The organism is Methylomonas defluvii (assembly GCF_033949435.1).
GTDB classification, from domain to species: domain Bacteria; phylum Pseudomonadota; class Gammaproteobacteria; order Methylococcales; family Methylomonadaceae; genus Methylomonas; species Methylomonas defluvii.
Genome location: NZ_JAXARY010000007.1, coordinates 38,105 through 51,890, shown reverse-complemented (window position 1 = coordinate 51,890; position 13,786 = coordinate 38,105). Strand labels below are relative to the sequence as shown.

Annotated in this window: 16 protein-coding genes; 10 read left to right on the top strand and 6 right to left on the bottom strand. The window is 52.4% G+C overall.

Annotated features, from left to right (window positions below):
• Nucleotides 1-3 precede the first annotated feature (3 nt).
• From QLH52_RS09220 to hemN, 4 genes are read left to right on the top strand one after another with little or no spacing between them, the layout of a single operon-like run.
• The gene (locus QLH52_RS09220; protein WP_319961336.1) at nucleotides 4-534 is read left to right on the top strand and encodes a DsbE family thiol:disulfide interchange protein; all 531 of its coding nucleotides are present in this window, start codon (nucleotides 4-6) and stop codon (nucleotides 532-534) included.
• On the top strand, nucleotides 531-989 hold the full coding sequence (locus QLH52_RS09215) for a cytochrome c-type biogenesis protein (RefSeq protein ID WP_319961335.1): 459 nt from the start codon (nucleotides 531-533) through the stop codon (nucleotides 987-989). Before QLH52_RS09220 ends, QLH52_RS09215 begins: the two co-directional genes overlap by 4 nt.
• Nucleotides 986-2,194 carry a c-type cytochrome biogenesis protein CcmI gene (gene ccmI / locus QLH52_RS09210; RefSeq protein WP_319961334.1) on the top strand — a complete coding sequence of 403 codons (1,209 nt, stop codon included), beginning with the start codon at nucleotides 986-988 and terminating at the stop codon, nucleotides 2,192-2,194. The genes QLH52_RS09215 and ccmI overlap by 4 nt, the downstream gene beginning before the upstream one ends.
• Nucleotides 2,194-3,573 (top strand): oxygen-independent coproporphyrinogen III oxidase, encoded by a 1,380-nt coding sequence (gene hemN, locus QLH52_RS09205; protein ID WP_319961332.1) that lies wholly within the window; start codon nucleotides 2,194-2,196, stop codon nucleotides 3,571-3,573. The genes ccmI and hemN overlap by 1 nt, the downstream gene beginning before the upstream one ends.
• A gap of 264 nt (nucleotides 3,574-3,837) precedes the next feature.
• Here hemN and QLH52_RS09200 read toward each other — a convergent pair whose 3' ends face one another.
• The 3 genes from QLH52_RS09200 to QLH52_RS09190 all read right to left on the bottom strand — a co-directional run bounded on the left by QLH52_RS09200 (nucleotide 3,838) and on the right by QLH52_RS09190 (nucleotide 5,403).
• Nucleotides 3,838-4,164 carry a hypothetical protein gene (locus tag QLH52_RS09200; RefSeq protein WP_319961331.1) on the bottom strand — a complete coding sequence of 109 codons (327 nt, stop codon included), beginning with the start codon at nucleotides 4,162-4,164 and terminating at the stop codon, nucleotides 3,838-3,840.
• A 685-nt stretch (nucleotides 4,165-4,849) separates the two neighbouring features.
• Nucleotides 4,850-5,143, bottom strand: a complete 294-nt coding sequence (locus tag QLH52_RS09195; RefSeq protein WP_319961330.1) for a type II toxin-antitoxin system RelE/ParE family toxin — start codon at nucleotides 5,141-5,143, stop codon at nucleotides 4,850-4,852.
• Nucleotides 5,131-5,403, bottom strand: a complete 273-nt coding sequence (locus QLH52_RS09190) for a CopG family ribbon-helix-helix protein (protein ID WP_319961329.1) — start codon at nucleotides 5,401-5,403, stop codon at nucleotides 5,131-5,133. Before QLH52_RS09190 ends, QLH52_RS09195 begins: the two co-directional genes overlap by 13 nt.
• Nucleotides 5,404-5,696: 293 nt before the next feature.
• On the opposite strand from QLH52_RS09190, the gene QLH52_RS09185 reads away from it, so the two are divergent.
• Both QLH52_RS09185 and QLH52_RS09180 read left to right on the top strand, forming a co-directional pair.
• Nucleotides 5,697-5,891 carry a hypothetical protein gene (locus QLH52_RS09185; protein ID WP_319961328.1) on the top strand — a complete coding sequence of 65 codons (195 nt, stop codon included), beginning with the start codon at nucleotides 5,697-5,699 and terminating at the stop codon, nucleotides 5,889-5,891.
• Between the two features lie 144 nt (nucleotides 5,892-6,035).
• On the top strand, nucleotides 6,036-7,070 hold the full coding sequence (locus QLH52_RS09180) for a restriction endonuclease (protein WP_319961327.1): 1,035 nt from the start codon (nucleotides 6,036-6,038) through the stop codon (nucleotides 7,068-7,070).
• Between the two features lie 270 nt (nucleotides 7,071-7,340).
• Here the strand turns inward: QLH52_RS09180 and ald are convergent, their stop codons facing one another.
• Complete coding sequence (gene ald / locus QLH52_RS09175; RefSeq protein ID WP_319961326.1) at nucleotides 7,341-8,456, bottom strand: alanine dehydrogenase; 1,116 nt, start codon at nucleotides 8,454-8,456, stop codon at nucleotides 7,341-7,343.
• 263 nt (nucleotides 8,457-8,719) lie between these two features.
• Between ald and QLH52_RS09170 the strand changes: the two genes are divergently transcribed.
• A complete protein-coding gene (locus tag QLH52_RS09170; protein WP_319961325.1) occupies nucleotides 8,720-10,381 on the top strand; it encodes an ATP-binding protein in 1,662 nt (553 codons plus the stop codon).
• Nucleotides 10,382-10,630: 249 nt separating this feature from the next.
• Here QLH52_RS09170 and QLH52_RS09165 read toward each other — a convergent pair whose 3' ends face one another.
• Together QLH52_RS09165 and QLH52_RS09160 are read right to left on the bottom strand one after the other, a co-directional pair.
• Entirely contained in the window at nucleotides 10,631-10,759 is a 129-nt protein-coding gene (locus tag QLH52_RS09165) for a hypothetical protein (protein ID WP_276308167.1), read from the bottom strand.
• 22 nt (nucleotides 10,760-10,781) lie between these two features.
• Nucleotides 10,782-10,958, bottom strand: coding sequence for a hypothetical protein (locus QLH52_RS09160; protein ID WP_319961324.1), 177 nt, complete (start codon nucleotides 10,956-10,958; stop codon nucleotides 10,782-10,784).
• Between the two features lie 305 nt (nucleotides 10,959-11,263).
• Here QLH52_RS09160 and QLH52_RS09155 point away from each other — a divergent pair, with 305 nt between their 5' ends.
• Genes QLH52_RS09155 through QLH52_RS09145 form a run of 3 tightly spaced genes read left to right on the top strand, consistent with a single transcriptional unit; the run spans nucleotide 11,264 to nucleotide 13,766 of the window.
• On the top strand, nucleotides 11,264-12,226 hold the full coding sequence (locus QLH52_RS09155; protein WP_319961323.1) for a PQQ-dependent catabolism-associated beta-propeller protein: 963 nt from the start codon (nucleotides 11,264-11,266) through the stop codon (nucleotides 12,224-12,226).
• A complete protein-coding gene (locus tag QLH52_RS09150; RefSeq protein ID WP_319961322.1) occupies nucleotides 12,223-12,960 on the top strand; it encodes an ABC transporter ATP-binding protein in 738 nt (245 codons plus the stop codon). The genes QLH52_RS09155 and QLH52_RS09150 overlap by 4 nt, the downstream gene beginning before the upstream one ends.
• On the top strand, nucleotides 12,957-13,766 hold the full coding sequence (locus tag QLH52_RS09145; RefSeq protein ID WP_319961321.1) for an ABC transporter permease: 810 nt from the start codon (nucleotides 12,957-12,959) through the stop codon (nucleotides 13,764-13,766). Before QLH52_RS09150 ends, QLH52_RS09145 begins: the two co-directional genes overlap by 4 nt.
• Nucleotides 13,767-13,786 lie beyond the last annotated feature (20 nt).

The window sequence follows — 13,786 nt, the reverse complement described above, 5'->3', positions numbered from 1 at the left end:
TTAATGAAATATCTGTTACCGCTGCTGTTGTTTATCGCCCTGTCGGTTTTTTTGGCGATTGGATTAAAACTCAATCCCCGCGAAATCCCCTCGCCACTGATAGACAAACCGGCGCCGGCCTTTAATTTGCCGATTTTGGCGACACCTGGGCAACGCCTGAGCCAAGCCGATTTTAAAGGCAAAGTCTGGTTACTGAATGTCTGGGCATCCTGGTGCGTATCCTGCCGCGAAGAACATCCCTTATTGATCGAGCTGGCCAAGCAAAACAAAGTGCTGCTGGTAGGTTTGAATTACAAGGACGAAGCGCAGGCTGCCAACACCTGGCTGAGCAAACACGGTAACCCTTATAACGTCAGCGTGATGGACACCGATGGCCGCGTGGGTATCGATTATGGCGTCTACGGCGTACCCGAAACCTTTGTGATCGATAAGCGCGGCGTGGTGCGCTACAAACATACCGGTCCGGTCCAGCCCGGCGAACTGGAAAGCATTTTCCTGCCGTTGATTGAAAAACTGGAGGCCGAAAGCGCATGAAAACGCTCCATGCCTTGATCTTGTCGCTGTTTGTGTTTCATGCCCAAGCCGAGATCGAATACCGCGACTTCAAACAACCCGAGCAGGAACAGGCTTATCAAACCCTGATTTCTGAACTGCGTTGCCTGGTTTGCCAGAATCAAACCATCGCCGATTCCAACGCCGATCTGGCCAAGGACTTGCGCCGGCAAGTCTATGAAATGCTGCAACAAGGTAAATCCCGGCAAGACATAGTCGATTTTATGACCGACCGTTACGGCGATTTTGTGATGTACAAACCAGCCTTGAAACTGAAAACCATGCTGCTCTGGTTGGGGCCGGTTTTGTTTCTGGTCATCGGCTTGGCCACGGTCTGGGTGTTGCGCGGCAAAACCAGTACCAGCGAGGACCAATCGCTAACGAAAGAGCAACAAGCCAAGCTAAACAGCATTTTGGAAAAAGGTGACGACTCGTGAATCTTGAGTTTTGGCTAGTGATAGCCGGTTTAATCGTGCTGGCGTTGTTGGTGTTGCTGCCGCCATTATTTAAAAAAACGCCGCTACGTTACGCCGATGGCGAACAACGCAATACCGCAATCGCTCGTCAACAACTGGCCGAACTTAAACTGCAATTGCAAAACGGCGTGTTGTCGCAGGAGCAGTACGATGCCCAGTATCGCGAATTGCAACTGACGCTGCTGGACGATCTGGAAGATGATGTGCCCGCCGTGCCCAATGCTAAAACCGGCCGTTGGATAGTGCCGGTCGTGGCGATTACGGTACCGCTGCTAAGCCTGTTTTTATATGGCGTGCTCGGCGAACCGCAAGCCTTGGTCAAAGCCGAATTGGCGGCTAACAATCAAAAAGTGGCCGACAATGTCAAAAGCATGGTCAACAAACTGATAGAGCGTCTAAAACAGCATCCGGAAGATTTGGAAGGCTGGATGATGTTGGGCCGTGCTTATGTTTACGCGCAGCAATATCAGGATGCCGCCAACGTATTTGCCGAACTGAATCGCCGTAAACCCAACGATCCGGCCGTCATGCTGCATTACGCCGATGCCTTGTCGATGGCGCGTAACGGCCAAATGGACGGCGAACCAAGCGAACTAGTCGAACAAGCTTTAAAGCTGGTACCGGAAGACCACACTGCCTTATGGTTGGCGGGCATGGCCAAAGCTGAAGCCGGGGATTTTGCCCAGGCAATCACGCATTGGAAGAAATTATCCGCTCTGCTGCCTACTGACGATGAATCCCAGGCGCAATTGCAAAAAATGATACAGATGGCCGAAGTGGAGCAGCAAAAACCGCAAGCCCCGGCATCATCGGCGGCGGCTATCGATATTACTGTGAAAGTCGAATTGGATGAGGCAGTCAAAGCCAAAGCTGAACCGCAATACACCGTGTTTATCTATGCTCAGGCCGTCAACGGTCCAAAAATGCCGCTGGCCATCGTCCGTAAACTGGTCTCTGATCTGCCGGCCAATGTGGTGCTGAACGACAGCATGGCGATGCAACCGCAAACCCATCTGGCCGATTTCAAGCAGTTGCGCATCGTTGCCCGAATCTCCAAAACCGGTAATGCCATGCCGCAAGCCGGCGATTTGATCGGCACGGCGCTGCTGGATTCGGTATCGGGTAATCCCAGCGTCGGCATCACCATCAATCAAGAAGTACAGTAATGGACCAATCAATTCAATTCGACCTGGACTTGATCAAACGCTACGACAAGTCCGGGCCGCGTTACACCTCGTACCCCACCGCGCTGGAATTGCACGAAGGCTTCGGCGAAGCTGAGTATCTGCAGCATATTCAAAAATCCAACGCCGCCGGCGGGCCGCTGTCGCTGTACTTTCATATCCCGTTCTGCGACACGGTGTGTTTTTATTGCGCCTGTAACAAGATCGTCACCAAAAATCGCTCCCATGCCGTGCCCTACCTGGATAACTTGTGCAGGGAAGTGGCGATGCAAGGTGCGTTGTTCGACAACAGCCGGCCGGTCAATCAGCTGCATTGGGGCGGCGGTACACCGACGTTTTTGAATTACCAGCAAATGAAACGCTTGATGGATACCACCCGCGAGCATTTCAATTTGCATGACGACGACAGCGGCGAATATTCCATCGAAGTCGACCCGCGCGAAACCAACGACCTGACCATCGCCCAACTGCGCGAACTGGGTTTTAACCGCATCAGTTTAGGTTTGCAGGATTTCGATCCGGACGTGCAAAAAGCCGTCAACCGCCTGCAAAGCAAGGAACAAACCTTTGCTGTACTGGAAGCCGCTCGCAAGGAAGGCTTTCGTTCGACTAACATCGATTTGATCTACGGTCTGCCGTTGCAAACCGAGCAGACTTTTGCCCGCACACTGGAGCAAGTGCTGGCCTACGCGCCGGATCGATTTTCGATCTTCAACTACGCCCACATGCCCAGCCGCTTCAAAACCCAGCGGCAAATCAACGATGCCGATTTACCGACGCCGGCGGTGAAGCTGGAAATCCTGCAAATGGTCGGGCAAAAACTCACCGATGCCGGCTATGTTTACATTGGTATGGACCACTTCGCCAAACCGGACGACGAACTGGCGGTGGCGCAACGCGAAGGCAAGCTTTACCGCAACTTCCAGGGCTATTCCACCCATTCCGACTGCGACTTGGTCGGTTTGGGCGTGACCTCTATCGGCCGGGTCGGCGATGCCTACATGCAAAATTACAAGGAACTTGACGAATACGACGCCGCCATTTCCCAAGGCAAATTGCCGGTATTTCGCGGCGTGGATCTGGATGAAGACGACAAATTGCGCCGGGCGGTCATTACCCAACTGATTTGCCATTTCGAACTGACTTTCAGCAAAATCGAGACCGAGTTTGCTATTAATTTTGCCGAGTATTTTGCGTCCGAGCTGGAAAACCTGAGTCTGATGAAAGCCGACGGTTTATTGGATTTAGACGCCGACGGTATTCAAGTCTCAACCGCCGGCCGCCTGTTGATCCGCAATATCTGCATGGTGTTTGACAAATACCTGGCGCAGAAACAGCAGCAATTTTCTAAAGTGATCTGAGCCTGAGCGCAAGAGTAGTTCACTGCTTGAGCATCGCGTTAAGGCTGAACCGCCGGCTCCCTGTCGGATAAGGCTATCCAGATTTGCACAAAAAGCAAATCGCTTTGTTCGTCAAGCATTTTTGCTTGTGGGCAAGCCGGCGAGGTCGGCCATTAAAGCAAATTACCTGTTTTGCAGAGCATTTCGGGTGGCGCGCAAGCTTATGCCGGTTTGGGCCCGCACCGTTTTGGTTTTCTCGAATAGCTTTTTAGCTTGCACGCAAGTCTATTCAGGCTGGCGATTAAAGCAATTTGCCATTCGCGAGAAGCAATTTTGCTTGCGGGTTGAGTTATGGCGGTTGGCGATAACAGCAATTTGCCTTGCGTGAATGGCTTTTTGCGGCGCGGGCAAGCCGAAAAGCTTGTCGGTTAAAGATAAAAGGGGTTCGGGAGGGGCAAATAGCTTATCGGTGATAGCTTTTCGCTTGAAGCGCCAGGTATCGAGGCCAGCCGTCCCCGCAGGCGGCAGAGGATTTAGAGGGGAATGCTTAAAGCGGCCTCTTCCAGTGAATCGATTCTTCCACTCAATACGGTCGCGAACGATGCGCTTCAAGCTGTTCAGCACATTCTATGATCTGGTATTAAGAGTCGGTTGATAAGCAAATAATGTAGCCTCGATGGAGCGAAACGAAATCGAGGTTTTGATGGCTTCGATTATCCGGATTCCGCTGCGCTTCATCCAGGCTACTTGCTCTTAAAATCGATAAGCCCAAGCCGATTGAGGGCATATGATTGAGTTGTCATGTCATCCGTTTCGGCACTATTATTTTCAACTGTTTTTACGACGAAGAGGACGATGAATATGTTTGAATGTCGATGTGGATCATGCCAAAAACCCATTCCCAGGGAAGACAGTAAACGCATCGTCGGTGAGAGCGTCCTGTCATGCCCATATTGTATGACACCATTGGTTTTTGGCGATTCGATCAGGTTGATGGCCAATATTCTAGGCGCTGTCCTCGTGATCGCTGTTATTTATTTCACCTCGAATTGGCACCTCGGCGCAGTAATGTTACTGCTGACAGTTGTTCAATTACTGGTGGGAAAAGAAATTGATACCGCTTTTTTGTGTTATGGCATTTCCCTATTGTTTTCTTTACCGCTAGCCAAACAGACTTAAGAAAAATCGATTCGATAGTTGCGTAGGGTATGAGTCGCATACCCTTTTAGAGATTTCCGATGAACCAAACGCCAAAACGGCAGCACCCTTTTGGCGCACCTGATCGTGTTTTGTTTACTTAATAGCCGGCTTCTTTTTGGTGTCGAAATGCCAGGACGTAAACCGTATTGGATTCTGAGTTATAGCGATACAAGGCTACATAGCCTGCATCGCCAAATTCTATAAGCAGCTCACGCAACTCAGGCGCATCGTCGAATGGTCGACCAAGCTCGGGGTCGGATTCCAGAAATTTAAATGTACGTGCTATGGTTTGACCGGCACGGTTCGCGGCTCGTGGATTTTTTTCAGCCAAAAATTGACGGCAACGCTCTAATCCTGCAGCGGCGTTGGCCGTAATGATTAATCGTGGCACTTAGGAATTTCCGCCTCTTGATCAGTACCCCATTTCGACAACCAATCACCCACTTCTTGGCCGGTAAGGTGTTGCCCTGTTTCCTGATAAGCTTTCCATGAATTCAGCGCTTCTTGTTTGAAGTTTTCTTTGGCTTCTTCGCGATTGACATAATCGGTGATGGCTTCTCGCATGATCCAATGCGGCGAACGACTTCTCAGATTGGCAAGATTTTGAATTCGAGTTTTTAAGCCATCATCAAGCTTGATTGAAGTTGCCATAGCAGAGCCCTCATAGTAAAAGGTAGTACTTATAACTACTATAGCAGACTTGGGCTTCCGGAAAGTGTCAATGTCAGGAGACAGCCACACCATTTTATTGGCCCCAATCTATTCTGCGCAGGGGGCTTTTGATAAGGGACAGGCTCAATCGTTTCGGCTAAATACCGGACTGTTTTCTTTGATTTTAGTCCGGAGCAACCGAATGTGCAGCTGTGTTCTAAATTATGCATATATGCATGATTGCAAGACTTGACCCCTAGGGCGCAGCAACCCGACAGGAGAAAACCGGGTGTATGACGACCCTGAATTGTTGGAAGATTTTTTTGCAACACATACTCTGGCCGTTTCTGAATTTCGGCCCTGATACCGCGGCGTTTTTTACCAATCGCTCCGACTTAAGCGACTTTCTGCCGGACATCACCGAAGAGGGCTATCAAACCCTGGTCGATGCTATCAACCAACGCTACGGTATCGCCATGCAAACCTGAGATTGCGGCCGAATCTACCAAATCCTGGAACGCATCCGCGATGACGAACGGGTAAACAGGATTTGGCAGCAAAACAAGGGGTAGGGCGCCGATTGTGGCTTTGGCCTATTTGAAAAATCAATTTACCATCCAAGGACGCTAATTATGGCAATTTGGCTAATCCGCGCTGGTTCGCACGGCGAATACGAACAAAAATTCATTCAAGAAAACCGGGTTTACTTGACTTGGGATAAGCTGGATGTGAATCTCGCCAAGCTGGCGCAACGTAGCGGCTTAACGGCGGCGATGAACAACCGGTACGCCGATTGCAAACCCAAGGCGATTGCCAATTGGGTCAGCCAAGTCTGGCCTTTCGCCCACGACATCAGGCCGGGCGATTGGGTGGTGCTGCCGCTGAAAAGCCAGCCGGCGATTTATATCGGCGAAGTCACCGGCGATTACCAATTCGATGCCAAGGCGGCCAATCCGTTTTATCACTGGCGGTCGGTCAAATGGATAGGCGAGGCAATTCCGCGCGCCCATTTTGGCCAGGATTTACTGTATTCCTTCGGCGCGTTCCTGACCATCTGCCGTATTCAACGCAACAACGCAGAGCCACGTTTGGCGGCGATGCAAGCCAACGGTTGGAAGGCGGAAAGCCTGTTGTCCACCATTCAGCCCGGTACGCCTATCGCCGACGATGCCGTTGGCAGCGCCAACTTGGCTGAGCTGGCGCAAGACCAAATCGCTCGCCTGATCGACGCCCGTTTCAAGGGGCACGACTTGACTCGATTGGTGGACGCCATCCTCAAAGCCCAAGGCTACACCACCTACCGCAGCCCGGAAGGCGCGGACGGTGGCGCGGATATTCTGGCCGGTGCCGGGCCCTTGGGTTTCGGTTCGCCGCGCTTGTGCGTGGAAGTCAAATCCGAAAGCAACCCCATCGACCGCCCGACTGTGGATAAACTGCTGGGTGCGGTCGCTAAATTCGGTGCCGACGAAGGTTTATTCGTGTCCTGGAGCGGTTTTAAAAACAACGTTCAGAAGGAATTAGCCGCCAGTTTTTTCCGGGTGCGGCTATGGACCCAAAAGGAATTTTTGGAACAACTTTTCGCCTATTACGACCGCCTCGACGACGACCTGAAAGCCGAGCTGCCATTGAAGCGGATTTGGACAGTGGCGTTGCAGGATGAGGAATAAGGTTTTCCGCTCACTTCGATGGTAATCGAAATGACTGTTTTAAATCCACACCGCGCAACGTTACTCCGCGCTGGGTCACCCGGTTAAAACTAGACACGTGCGCGATGCGGCTGTCATTACATTCGACCAAGTCGGCGGGGATAATCCGGTTCACCCTTGTCGAGATGAATGGTTGAGCCGCAGATTGGGTAAGGTGCCAAAGTTGGTTACAAACCACATAATCCCGGGTGTCCTTCGCACCCCTACCACAGTTCGGTCTGGGCGATGGGTTCAGCTCAGAAACTGCTCCGGCGGCAAATAATTAAAACCAAACGCATCGGCAATCCCTTGGCAAGTAACGTTACCGCCCACGATATTCAAGCCTTTCAGTAACGCCGAATTGTCCCGCAATGCTTGTTGCCAGCCTTTATTGGCGAGTTGTAGAGCATAGGGCAGGGTGGCGTTGGTTAACGCCAGGGTCGAAGTGCGCGGTACAGCGCCGGGCATGTTGGCAACGGCATAATGCACGACATTGTCGATGACATAAATCGGATCGGCGTGGGTAGTGGGGTGGGTGGTTTCCACGCAGCCGCCTTGGTCCACCGCGACATCGACGATGACCGCCCCCGGTTGCATCGATTTTAAATCGTCGGCCCGGATCAGCTTGGGTGCTGCGGCCCCGGTGACCAATACGCCGCCGATGACCAGGTCCGCCGTGCGAATTTGTTCCAGGATGGCATGACGGCTGGAAAACAACAGCTGCACGTTGGCCGGCAAAATGTCGCTAAGTTGGCGCAGACGCTCCAGCGACAAATCCATTACCGTGACTTGCGCGCCTAAACCTGCCGCCATTTTTGCCGCCTGCGTGCCGACTACCCCGCCGCCCAAAATCAACACTTTGGCCGGTAATACCCCCGGTACGCCGCCGAGCAACATGCCGCGGCCGCCGTACAGTTTTTCCAGATAATGCGCGCCTTCTTGCACCGCCAGCCGGCCGGCTACTTCGGACATCGGCGTCAGCAAGGGTAACTCGCCGGTCGGCAACTGCACGGTCTCGTAGGCGATACAGGTAGCGCCGGATGCCAAATGTGCTTCAGTTAGCGGGCGATTGGCGGCAAAATGAAAATAGGTGAACAGGGTTTGTCCGGGACGAATCCGCGACCATTCGGGTTCTATCGGTTCCTTGACCTTGATAATCATCTCAGCGGAGTCCCATACAGGTTCCGGACCGTCCACCAACTGTGCGCCGGCGGCTTGATATAGCGCGTCTTCAAAGCCGGCGCCAACGCCGGCGCCGCTCTCCATCGTGACGCTATGGCCGGCGCTCACAAGCGCGGCAACGCCGGACGGTACCACCGATACCCGATTTTCGTTAGGTTTGATTTCCTTGGGTATGCCGATTTTCATATTCACCTCTTGTGCAATATTAAATGATGCCGGTTTGATGACAGCAATAATCAGACCGTATGGCTTTGTCAGTCAAAAGTGTCAAATGTTCAACGACTTACTCTTACGAGCCTAGCGCCATGTTGTCGCGTTTGTAGCGATTTGTTCGCCATTTTGGCGCAAAAGCGCTGTGCTGTCCCAGGCGGTTGCCTAGACTGCTCTGGACGGGACGGGCCGTAAAAATCGTCTAAGCTTAGCCCAGCGGCTTTACCAGAGAGAACATCATGACCCAACAAACCCAAAACATCCTGATCGGCCATTTAACCGAAGTCAGAGGCGACGGTATGGACGCCCGTATCACCGAAGAACATTCGACAGCGGCGCCTATCATCAAACTCGGGGATGAGGAAATCCTGGCCGGCCATATCGGTTCTTATGTAGTTATTCGCCAGTCGCATATCGGCGTACTCGCGTTGGTGTTCAAAATGTGGGAACGCGACCGCTTTGACGCTGCCGGCAATCGCGCTACCGACCGTTTTATTGCCTTAATCCCGGTCGGCGAGTTGAACGAAAGCAATGTCTTCATTCGCGGCGTGCGGCATTATCCGACGCCGGGCGCGGCGGTTTATGCGGTTGGGCTCAGCGAGATCAACGCAATTTTTTCCAAATTTCGCGATTACGAATTCTTCATTGGCCAGTTAGCCAGTCACAAGGATTATCACTTGAGCCTGGACCCGCGCGCGCTGTTTGGCCGGCATTTTGCGATTATCGGCCAGTCCGGTTCCGGTAAATCCTGGACGGTGACCAGCTTGATCCAGCACACCATGCGGGCGATGCCGAAAACCCACATGATCATGCTCGATCTGCACGGCGAATATTGCTGGAAACGGCCTGATGGCAGTATCGAATCGGCGTTTCCCGCAGAGCAGGTCAATTATGTGGATGCGATGGATTTGGAGATGCCGTACTGGATGATGTCTTACGCCGAACTGGTGGACTTGTTTATCGACAGAGACGACCGAGGTGCCTCGATGCAGATGTCTTTCATGCGCGAAGTGCTGCAACAATTGAAGCGTAAGGAAGCCAAAGCCATTGGTCTGGGCGTGGTATCGATAGACACGCCGATTTATTTTTCGCTGGCGGAAATGTATATGCAATTCAAAGCCGCCAACGAGGAGCGTAAAGACTTTGGCAAAACCAAGGGCGCCTTATTCGGCCAGTTCGATGAGTTTTTGGTGACGATGCAGAGCCGTTTCAACGACGTGCGTTACGACTTTTTGTTAAAACCCAAAAAACGCAACAACTCGGCCAGCATGGCGGATTTGCTCAGGCAATTCGTGGGTCTGGGGCAAAAAAAGGCCAACATCACGGTGGTCGATCTCAGTTCCGTACCGACCGACGTGCGGCCGGCGGTGTCCGCGCAAGTCGGGCGGTTGGCGTATGAATTCAACTACTGGAACCCGCGCCGCCGCGAATTTCCGATCACGCTAATCTGCGAAGAAGCGCATGCCTATATCCCGCGCGAAAAAGGCGGCCAATTCGACGGCACCAAGCGGATGATGGAGCGGATCGCCAAGGAAGGCCGGAAATACGGGGTCTCTATCGGCGTGGTTAGCCAACGGCCCACCGAACTGTCGGAAACCATGCTGGCGCAATGCAGCTCGTTTATTTGTCTGCGTACCACCAATCCGGATGACCAGCAGTACATTCGCGGCCTCGTGCCGGAGGCCGAGGGCGATTTGGCGGATATTCTCAGCTCGCTCGGTCGGGGGGAAGCGTTAGTGCTTGGTGAGGCGGCGCCGCTGCCGACCCGGGTGCAAATCTACCGGCCCAATCCAGAACCGAAAAGTAACGATGTCGATTACTACACCAGCTGGCGCGAAGGCCCGGATGACCTGGATGTGGAAGGTATCGTCGCGAACTGGCGGACGCAGAATCGGCATTAAAAAGGGGGTATCTCGTGGTTTCTATTCCAGCCAGGAAGAAGAGGCCCTATGAGATGATCGTTAACAATTGATCGCCAAGCTCGCCGCGGGTAAGTCAGTCATGTCTATGCTGTTCGTTTTTGGGATCGGGCCACAGCAAGTGTGAATGCTGCGAGCTTAGTTTGGGTGTTGTAGCGGGCCGGCGTTGCTTTTGCAGATAAGATCATCTCTGCGCAACAGTGATTGGTCGGGAAACCGACAGTAATCAACTCAAACCAAGTCACAGGTATCGAAAAACAGTTCCAATCTATCCAGCTCACAGTTGGCTAACTCCAATGCGGCATCGAAGGTTTGAACATCATCGGCTTGCGCCGCGATGTCCAGCATCAGATCGCACATGCTTCCGGTTTTAAGCAGAGAATCATGCTTTTTTCCAATGTTTTCCAGTTGGTCTTCCGTTATTAGGTAAATTTTCATTTCTATGTCCTTGGCAGCCTGAATTTAACAGCAATTGATCTTGTGTTTCCAAATTAAGTTTTTTGGCAACTTCCTCTGCCGGTTTTTGCGATGCAAATAACAAATGGCGAGTGTTGTGCATATCTTCGCCTTGACAGTAGCTGATCCGGTATTGTTCTAGGGTACAGGGTGCAGCGTTTTTTACCCGCGGTGGCGATATTTAAGGATTGGATAAATTAGGATAATTTCCCTACGCGCTAAAGGATGTAATCCCGTCAAGCTTCGGGTTAAACTTCCCAGCTGCAGGGGAGGGCATTGCTTGTGATAGGCCGTGTTATCGGTTTTATATCTATCTCCGCTGACTACATCTATTTGTTGGTGAAGCGTTATCTCTCGTTACACTAAATAGAACAGTAAAATGACATCAGGCATACCAAGGAAAAGTTTATGCACCCGATAAAAATGGCCGGAATGGCCGCCATCTTATTTACGACGGTCGCGCAAGCCGAAACCGTATTCGTCACGCTGGAAAAAGATAACGCTATTGCGGTACTCGATCCCGTCGAAGGCAAACTAGTCAAAACCGTACCTGTCGGTCAGCGGCCACGCGGGATCGCGATTAGCAAGGATGGCAAGACGCTGTTCGTTGCTACCAGCGACGATAACACCATCCGCATGATCGATTCGGAAACGCTCAAGGAAATTGGCAAACTACCGTCCGGCGAAGATCCGGAAACTTTCGCGTTAAGCCCGGACGGCAAATTTATGTACGTATCCAACGAAGATGACGCGGAAGTAACAGTCATCGACATCGCCGCAAAAAAAGCCGTTGGTAAAATCAAGGTAGGCGTGGAGCCGGAAGGCATTACCGTCAGCCCGGACAACAAATGGACCATCAGTGCTTCGGAAACCACCAATATGCTGCACTGGATCGATACCAATAGCCGGCAAATTGCGGATAACACGCTGGTCGATCCGCGGCCACGCGCGGTGACGTTTACCGACGATAGCCAGCAATTGTGGGCTACTTCGGAAATGGCCGGCACGCTGACGATTATCGATGCGGCATCCAAACAGATCGTGCAGAACATCAAACTGGACGTACAAGGTGTCAGTAGCGATCAGATTCAGCCGGTGGGCATCGCGGTCGATAAGGAGCGCCGCTACGGTTACGTGGCGATGGGGCCAGCCAATCGCGTCGCGGTGATCAACGCCCAAACCTATAAAGTGGAGAAGTTTTTGCTGGTGGGGCAACGGGTTTGGAATCTAGCGTTTTCGCCGGATCAAAAACGTCTATACACCACCAATGGCGTTAGTAATGACGTGTCGATCATCGATCTGGAAAACCATAAAGTGACCAAATCGGTAGCGGTGGGTCGTTACCCTTGGGGCGTGGCGGTTAAACCATGACCGGGAATGCGTTGGCCGTCGAAAACCTGAGTTTTGCTTACGGCGCGAAAAAAGCGCTGGATGCCGTGAGTTTTAACGTGCAGTCAGGCGAATGCACCATCTTGCTCGGCCCTAACGGTGCAGGCAAAAGCACGCTGTTTTCCTTGATCACTCGGCTTTACGATGCCAGGGAAGGGCGCATTGAGCTGTGCGGTTTTGATCTAAAAAAGCAAAGTTTGCAAGCTTTGGCGCGCTTGGGTGTGGTGTTTCAGCAGACTACTTTGGACCCTGATTTATCGGTCACACAAAATCTGCGCTATCACGCGGCTTTACACGGCATCGGCCGCAAAGCCGCCGATAAGCGTATCCAAGAAGAGCTGGAGCGTCTGGCTATGTTCGAACGCCGCGGCGAAAAGGTCAGGCAATTGAATGGCGGCCACAAGCGCCGAGTGGAAATCGCCCGCGCCTTGCTGCACAAACCCAGTTTGCTGCTGCTAGACGAGCCGACGGTTGGACTGGATATGCCCAGCCGGCAGGCTATTGTTAGTCATGTACATGACTTGGTGAAACAGCAAAATCTAGCCGTGCTGTGGGCCACGCATTTGATTGACGAGATTGCCGCCGACGATAGCTTGATTGTTTTACACAAGGGCCAGGTCAAAGCCAGCGGCAAACTCTCGGAGATATTGCAGAGCACCGGTTGGGCCGATCCCGGCCAGGTATTCCAAAAACTGACTCAAGGATCGCAAGCATGAGGCTGTTACATTACTGGCGGGCGACGGTCGGCATCGTTGGCCGCGAATTGCTGCGTTTTTTACATCAGCGCGAACGCTTCGTTTCCGCTTTGGTGCGGCCGCTGGTGTGGCTGTTCGTCTTCGCCGCCGGCTTCCGCGCCGCGTTGGGTATCGCCATTGCGCCGCCCTATGAAACTTATATCCTCTACGAGGTTTACATCACCCCCGGCTTATTGGGCATGATTCTGCTGTTTAACGGTATGCAAAGCTCGTTGTCGATGGTCTATGACCGGGAGATGGGCAGTATGCGCATGTTGATGGTCTGCCCGCTGCCGCGCTGGTTTTTATTGTGCAGCAAACTGATAGCCGGGACTGCGGTGGGTGTGCTGCAATCCTATGCCTTCCTGGGCATCGCCTGGTTGTACGACATTCAAGCGCCGCTGATGGGCTATGTCTGGATTTTGCCGGCCCTGGTGCTGGCCGGTATGATGTTGGGCGCATTGGGCTTGCTGCTGTCTTCGTTCATCAAACAATTGGAGAACTTTGCCGGGGTGATGAATTTTGTAATTTTCCCGCTTTTCTTCATGTCCACCGCTTTGTATCCGTTGTGGAAGATCAAGGAGTCCAGCGAATTGTTGTCAACCCTGGCGCAATACAACCCGTTCTCGCAAGCGGTGGAGTTGATTCGTTTTGCTTTGTACGAGCAGTTTAATCAACAGGCCTTACTCTTTACCGGCGCGGCGTTTTTGCTGTTTATGGGCGCGGCGATCATGGGCTATAACCCGAGTAAGGGCATGATGGTTAAAAAAGGCGGTGGTGGCGATTAATAGCGAATTGGCCGAATGTG

What these genes read in the sequence shown, in the direction of transcription:
- QLH52_RS09220 (WP_319961336.1), top strand. Translation starts at nt 4, where the DNA reads ATGAAATATCTGTTACCGCTGCTGTTGTTTATCGCCCTGTCGGTTTTT.
- QLH52_RS09215 (WP_319961335.1), top strand. Translation starts at nt 531, where the DNA reads ATGAAAACGCTCCATGCCTTGATCTTGTCGCTGTTTGTGTTTCATGCC.
- hemN (WP_319961332.1), top strand. Translation starts at nt 2,194, where the DNA reads ATGGACCAATCAATTCAATTCGACCTGGACTTGATCAAACGCTACGAC.
- QLH52_RS09190 (WP_319961329.1), bottom strand. Translation starts at nt 5,403, where the DNA reads ATGGCAACTTCAATCAAGCTTGATGATGGCTTAAAAACTCGAATTCAA.
- QLH52_RS09185 (WP_319961328.1), top strand. Translation starts at nt 5,697, where the DNA reads ATGACGACCCTGAATTGTTGGAAGATTTTTTTGCAACACATACTCTGG.
- QLH52_RS09180 (WP_319961327.1), top strand. Translation starts at nt 6,036, where the DNA reads ATGGCAATTTGGCTAATCCGCGCTGGTTCGCACGGCGAATACGAACAA.
- ald (WP_319961326.1), bottom strand. Translation starts at nt 8,456, where the DNA reads ATGAAAATCGGCATACCCAAGGAAATCAAACCTAACGAAAATCGGGTA.
- QLH52_RS09170 (WP_319961325.1), top strand. Translation starts at nt 8,720, where the DNA reads ATGACCCAACAAACCCAAAACATCCTGATCGGCCATTTAACCGAAGTC.
- QLH52_RS09165 (WP_276308167.1), bottom strand. Translation starts at nt 10,759, where the DNA reads ATGTGCGATCTGATGCTGGACATCGCGGCGCAAGCCGATGATGTTCAA.
- QLH52_RS09160 (WP_319961324.1), bottom strand. Translation starts at nt 10,958, where the DNA reads ATGCACAACACTCGCCATTTGTTATTTGCATCGCAAAAACCGGCAGAG.
- QLH52_RS09155 (WP_319961323.1), top strand. Translation starts at nt 11,264, where the DNA reads ATGCACCCGATAAAAATGGCCGGAATGGCCGCCATCTTATTTACGACG.
- QLH52_RS09150 (WP_319961322.1), top strand. Translation starts at nt 12,223, where the DNA reads ATGACCGGGAATGCGTTGGCCGTCGAAAACCTGAGTTTTGCTTACGGC.
- QLH52_RS09145 (WP_319961321.1), top strand. Translation starts at nt 12,957, where the DNA reads ATGAGGCTGTTACATTACTGGCGGGCGACGGTCGGCATCGTTGGCCGC.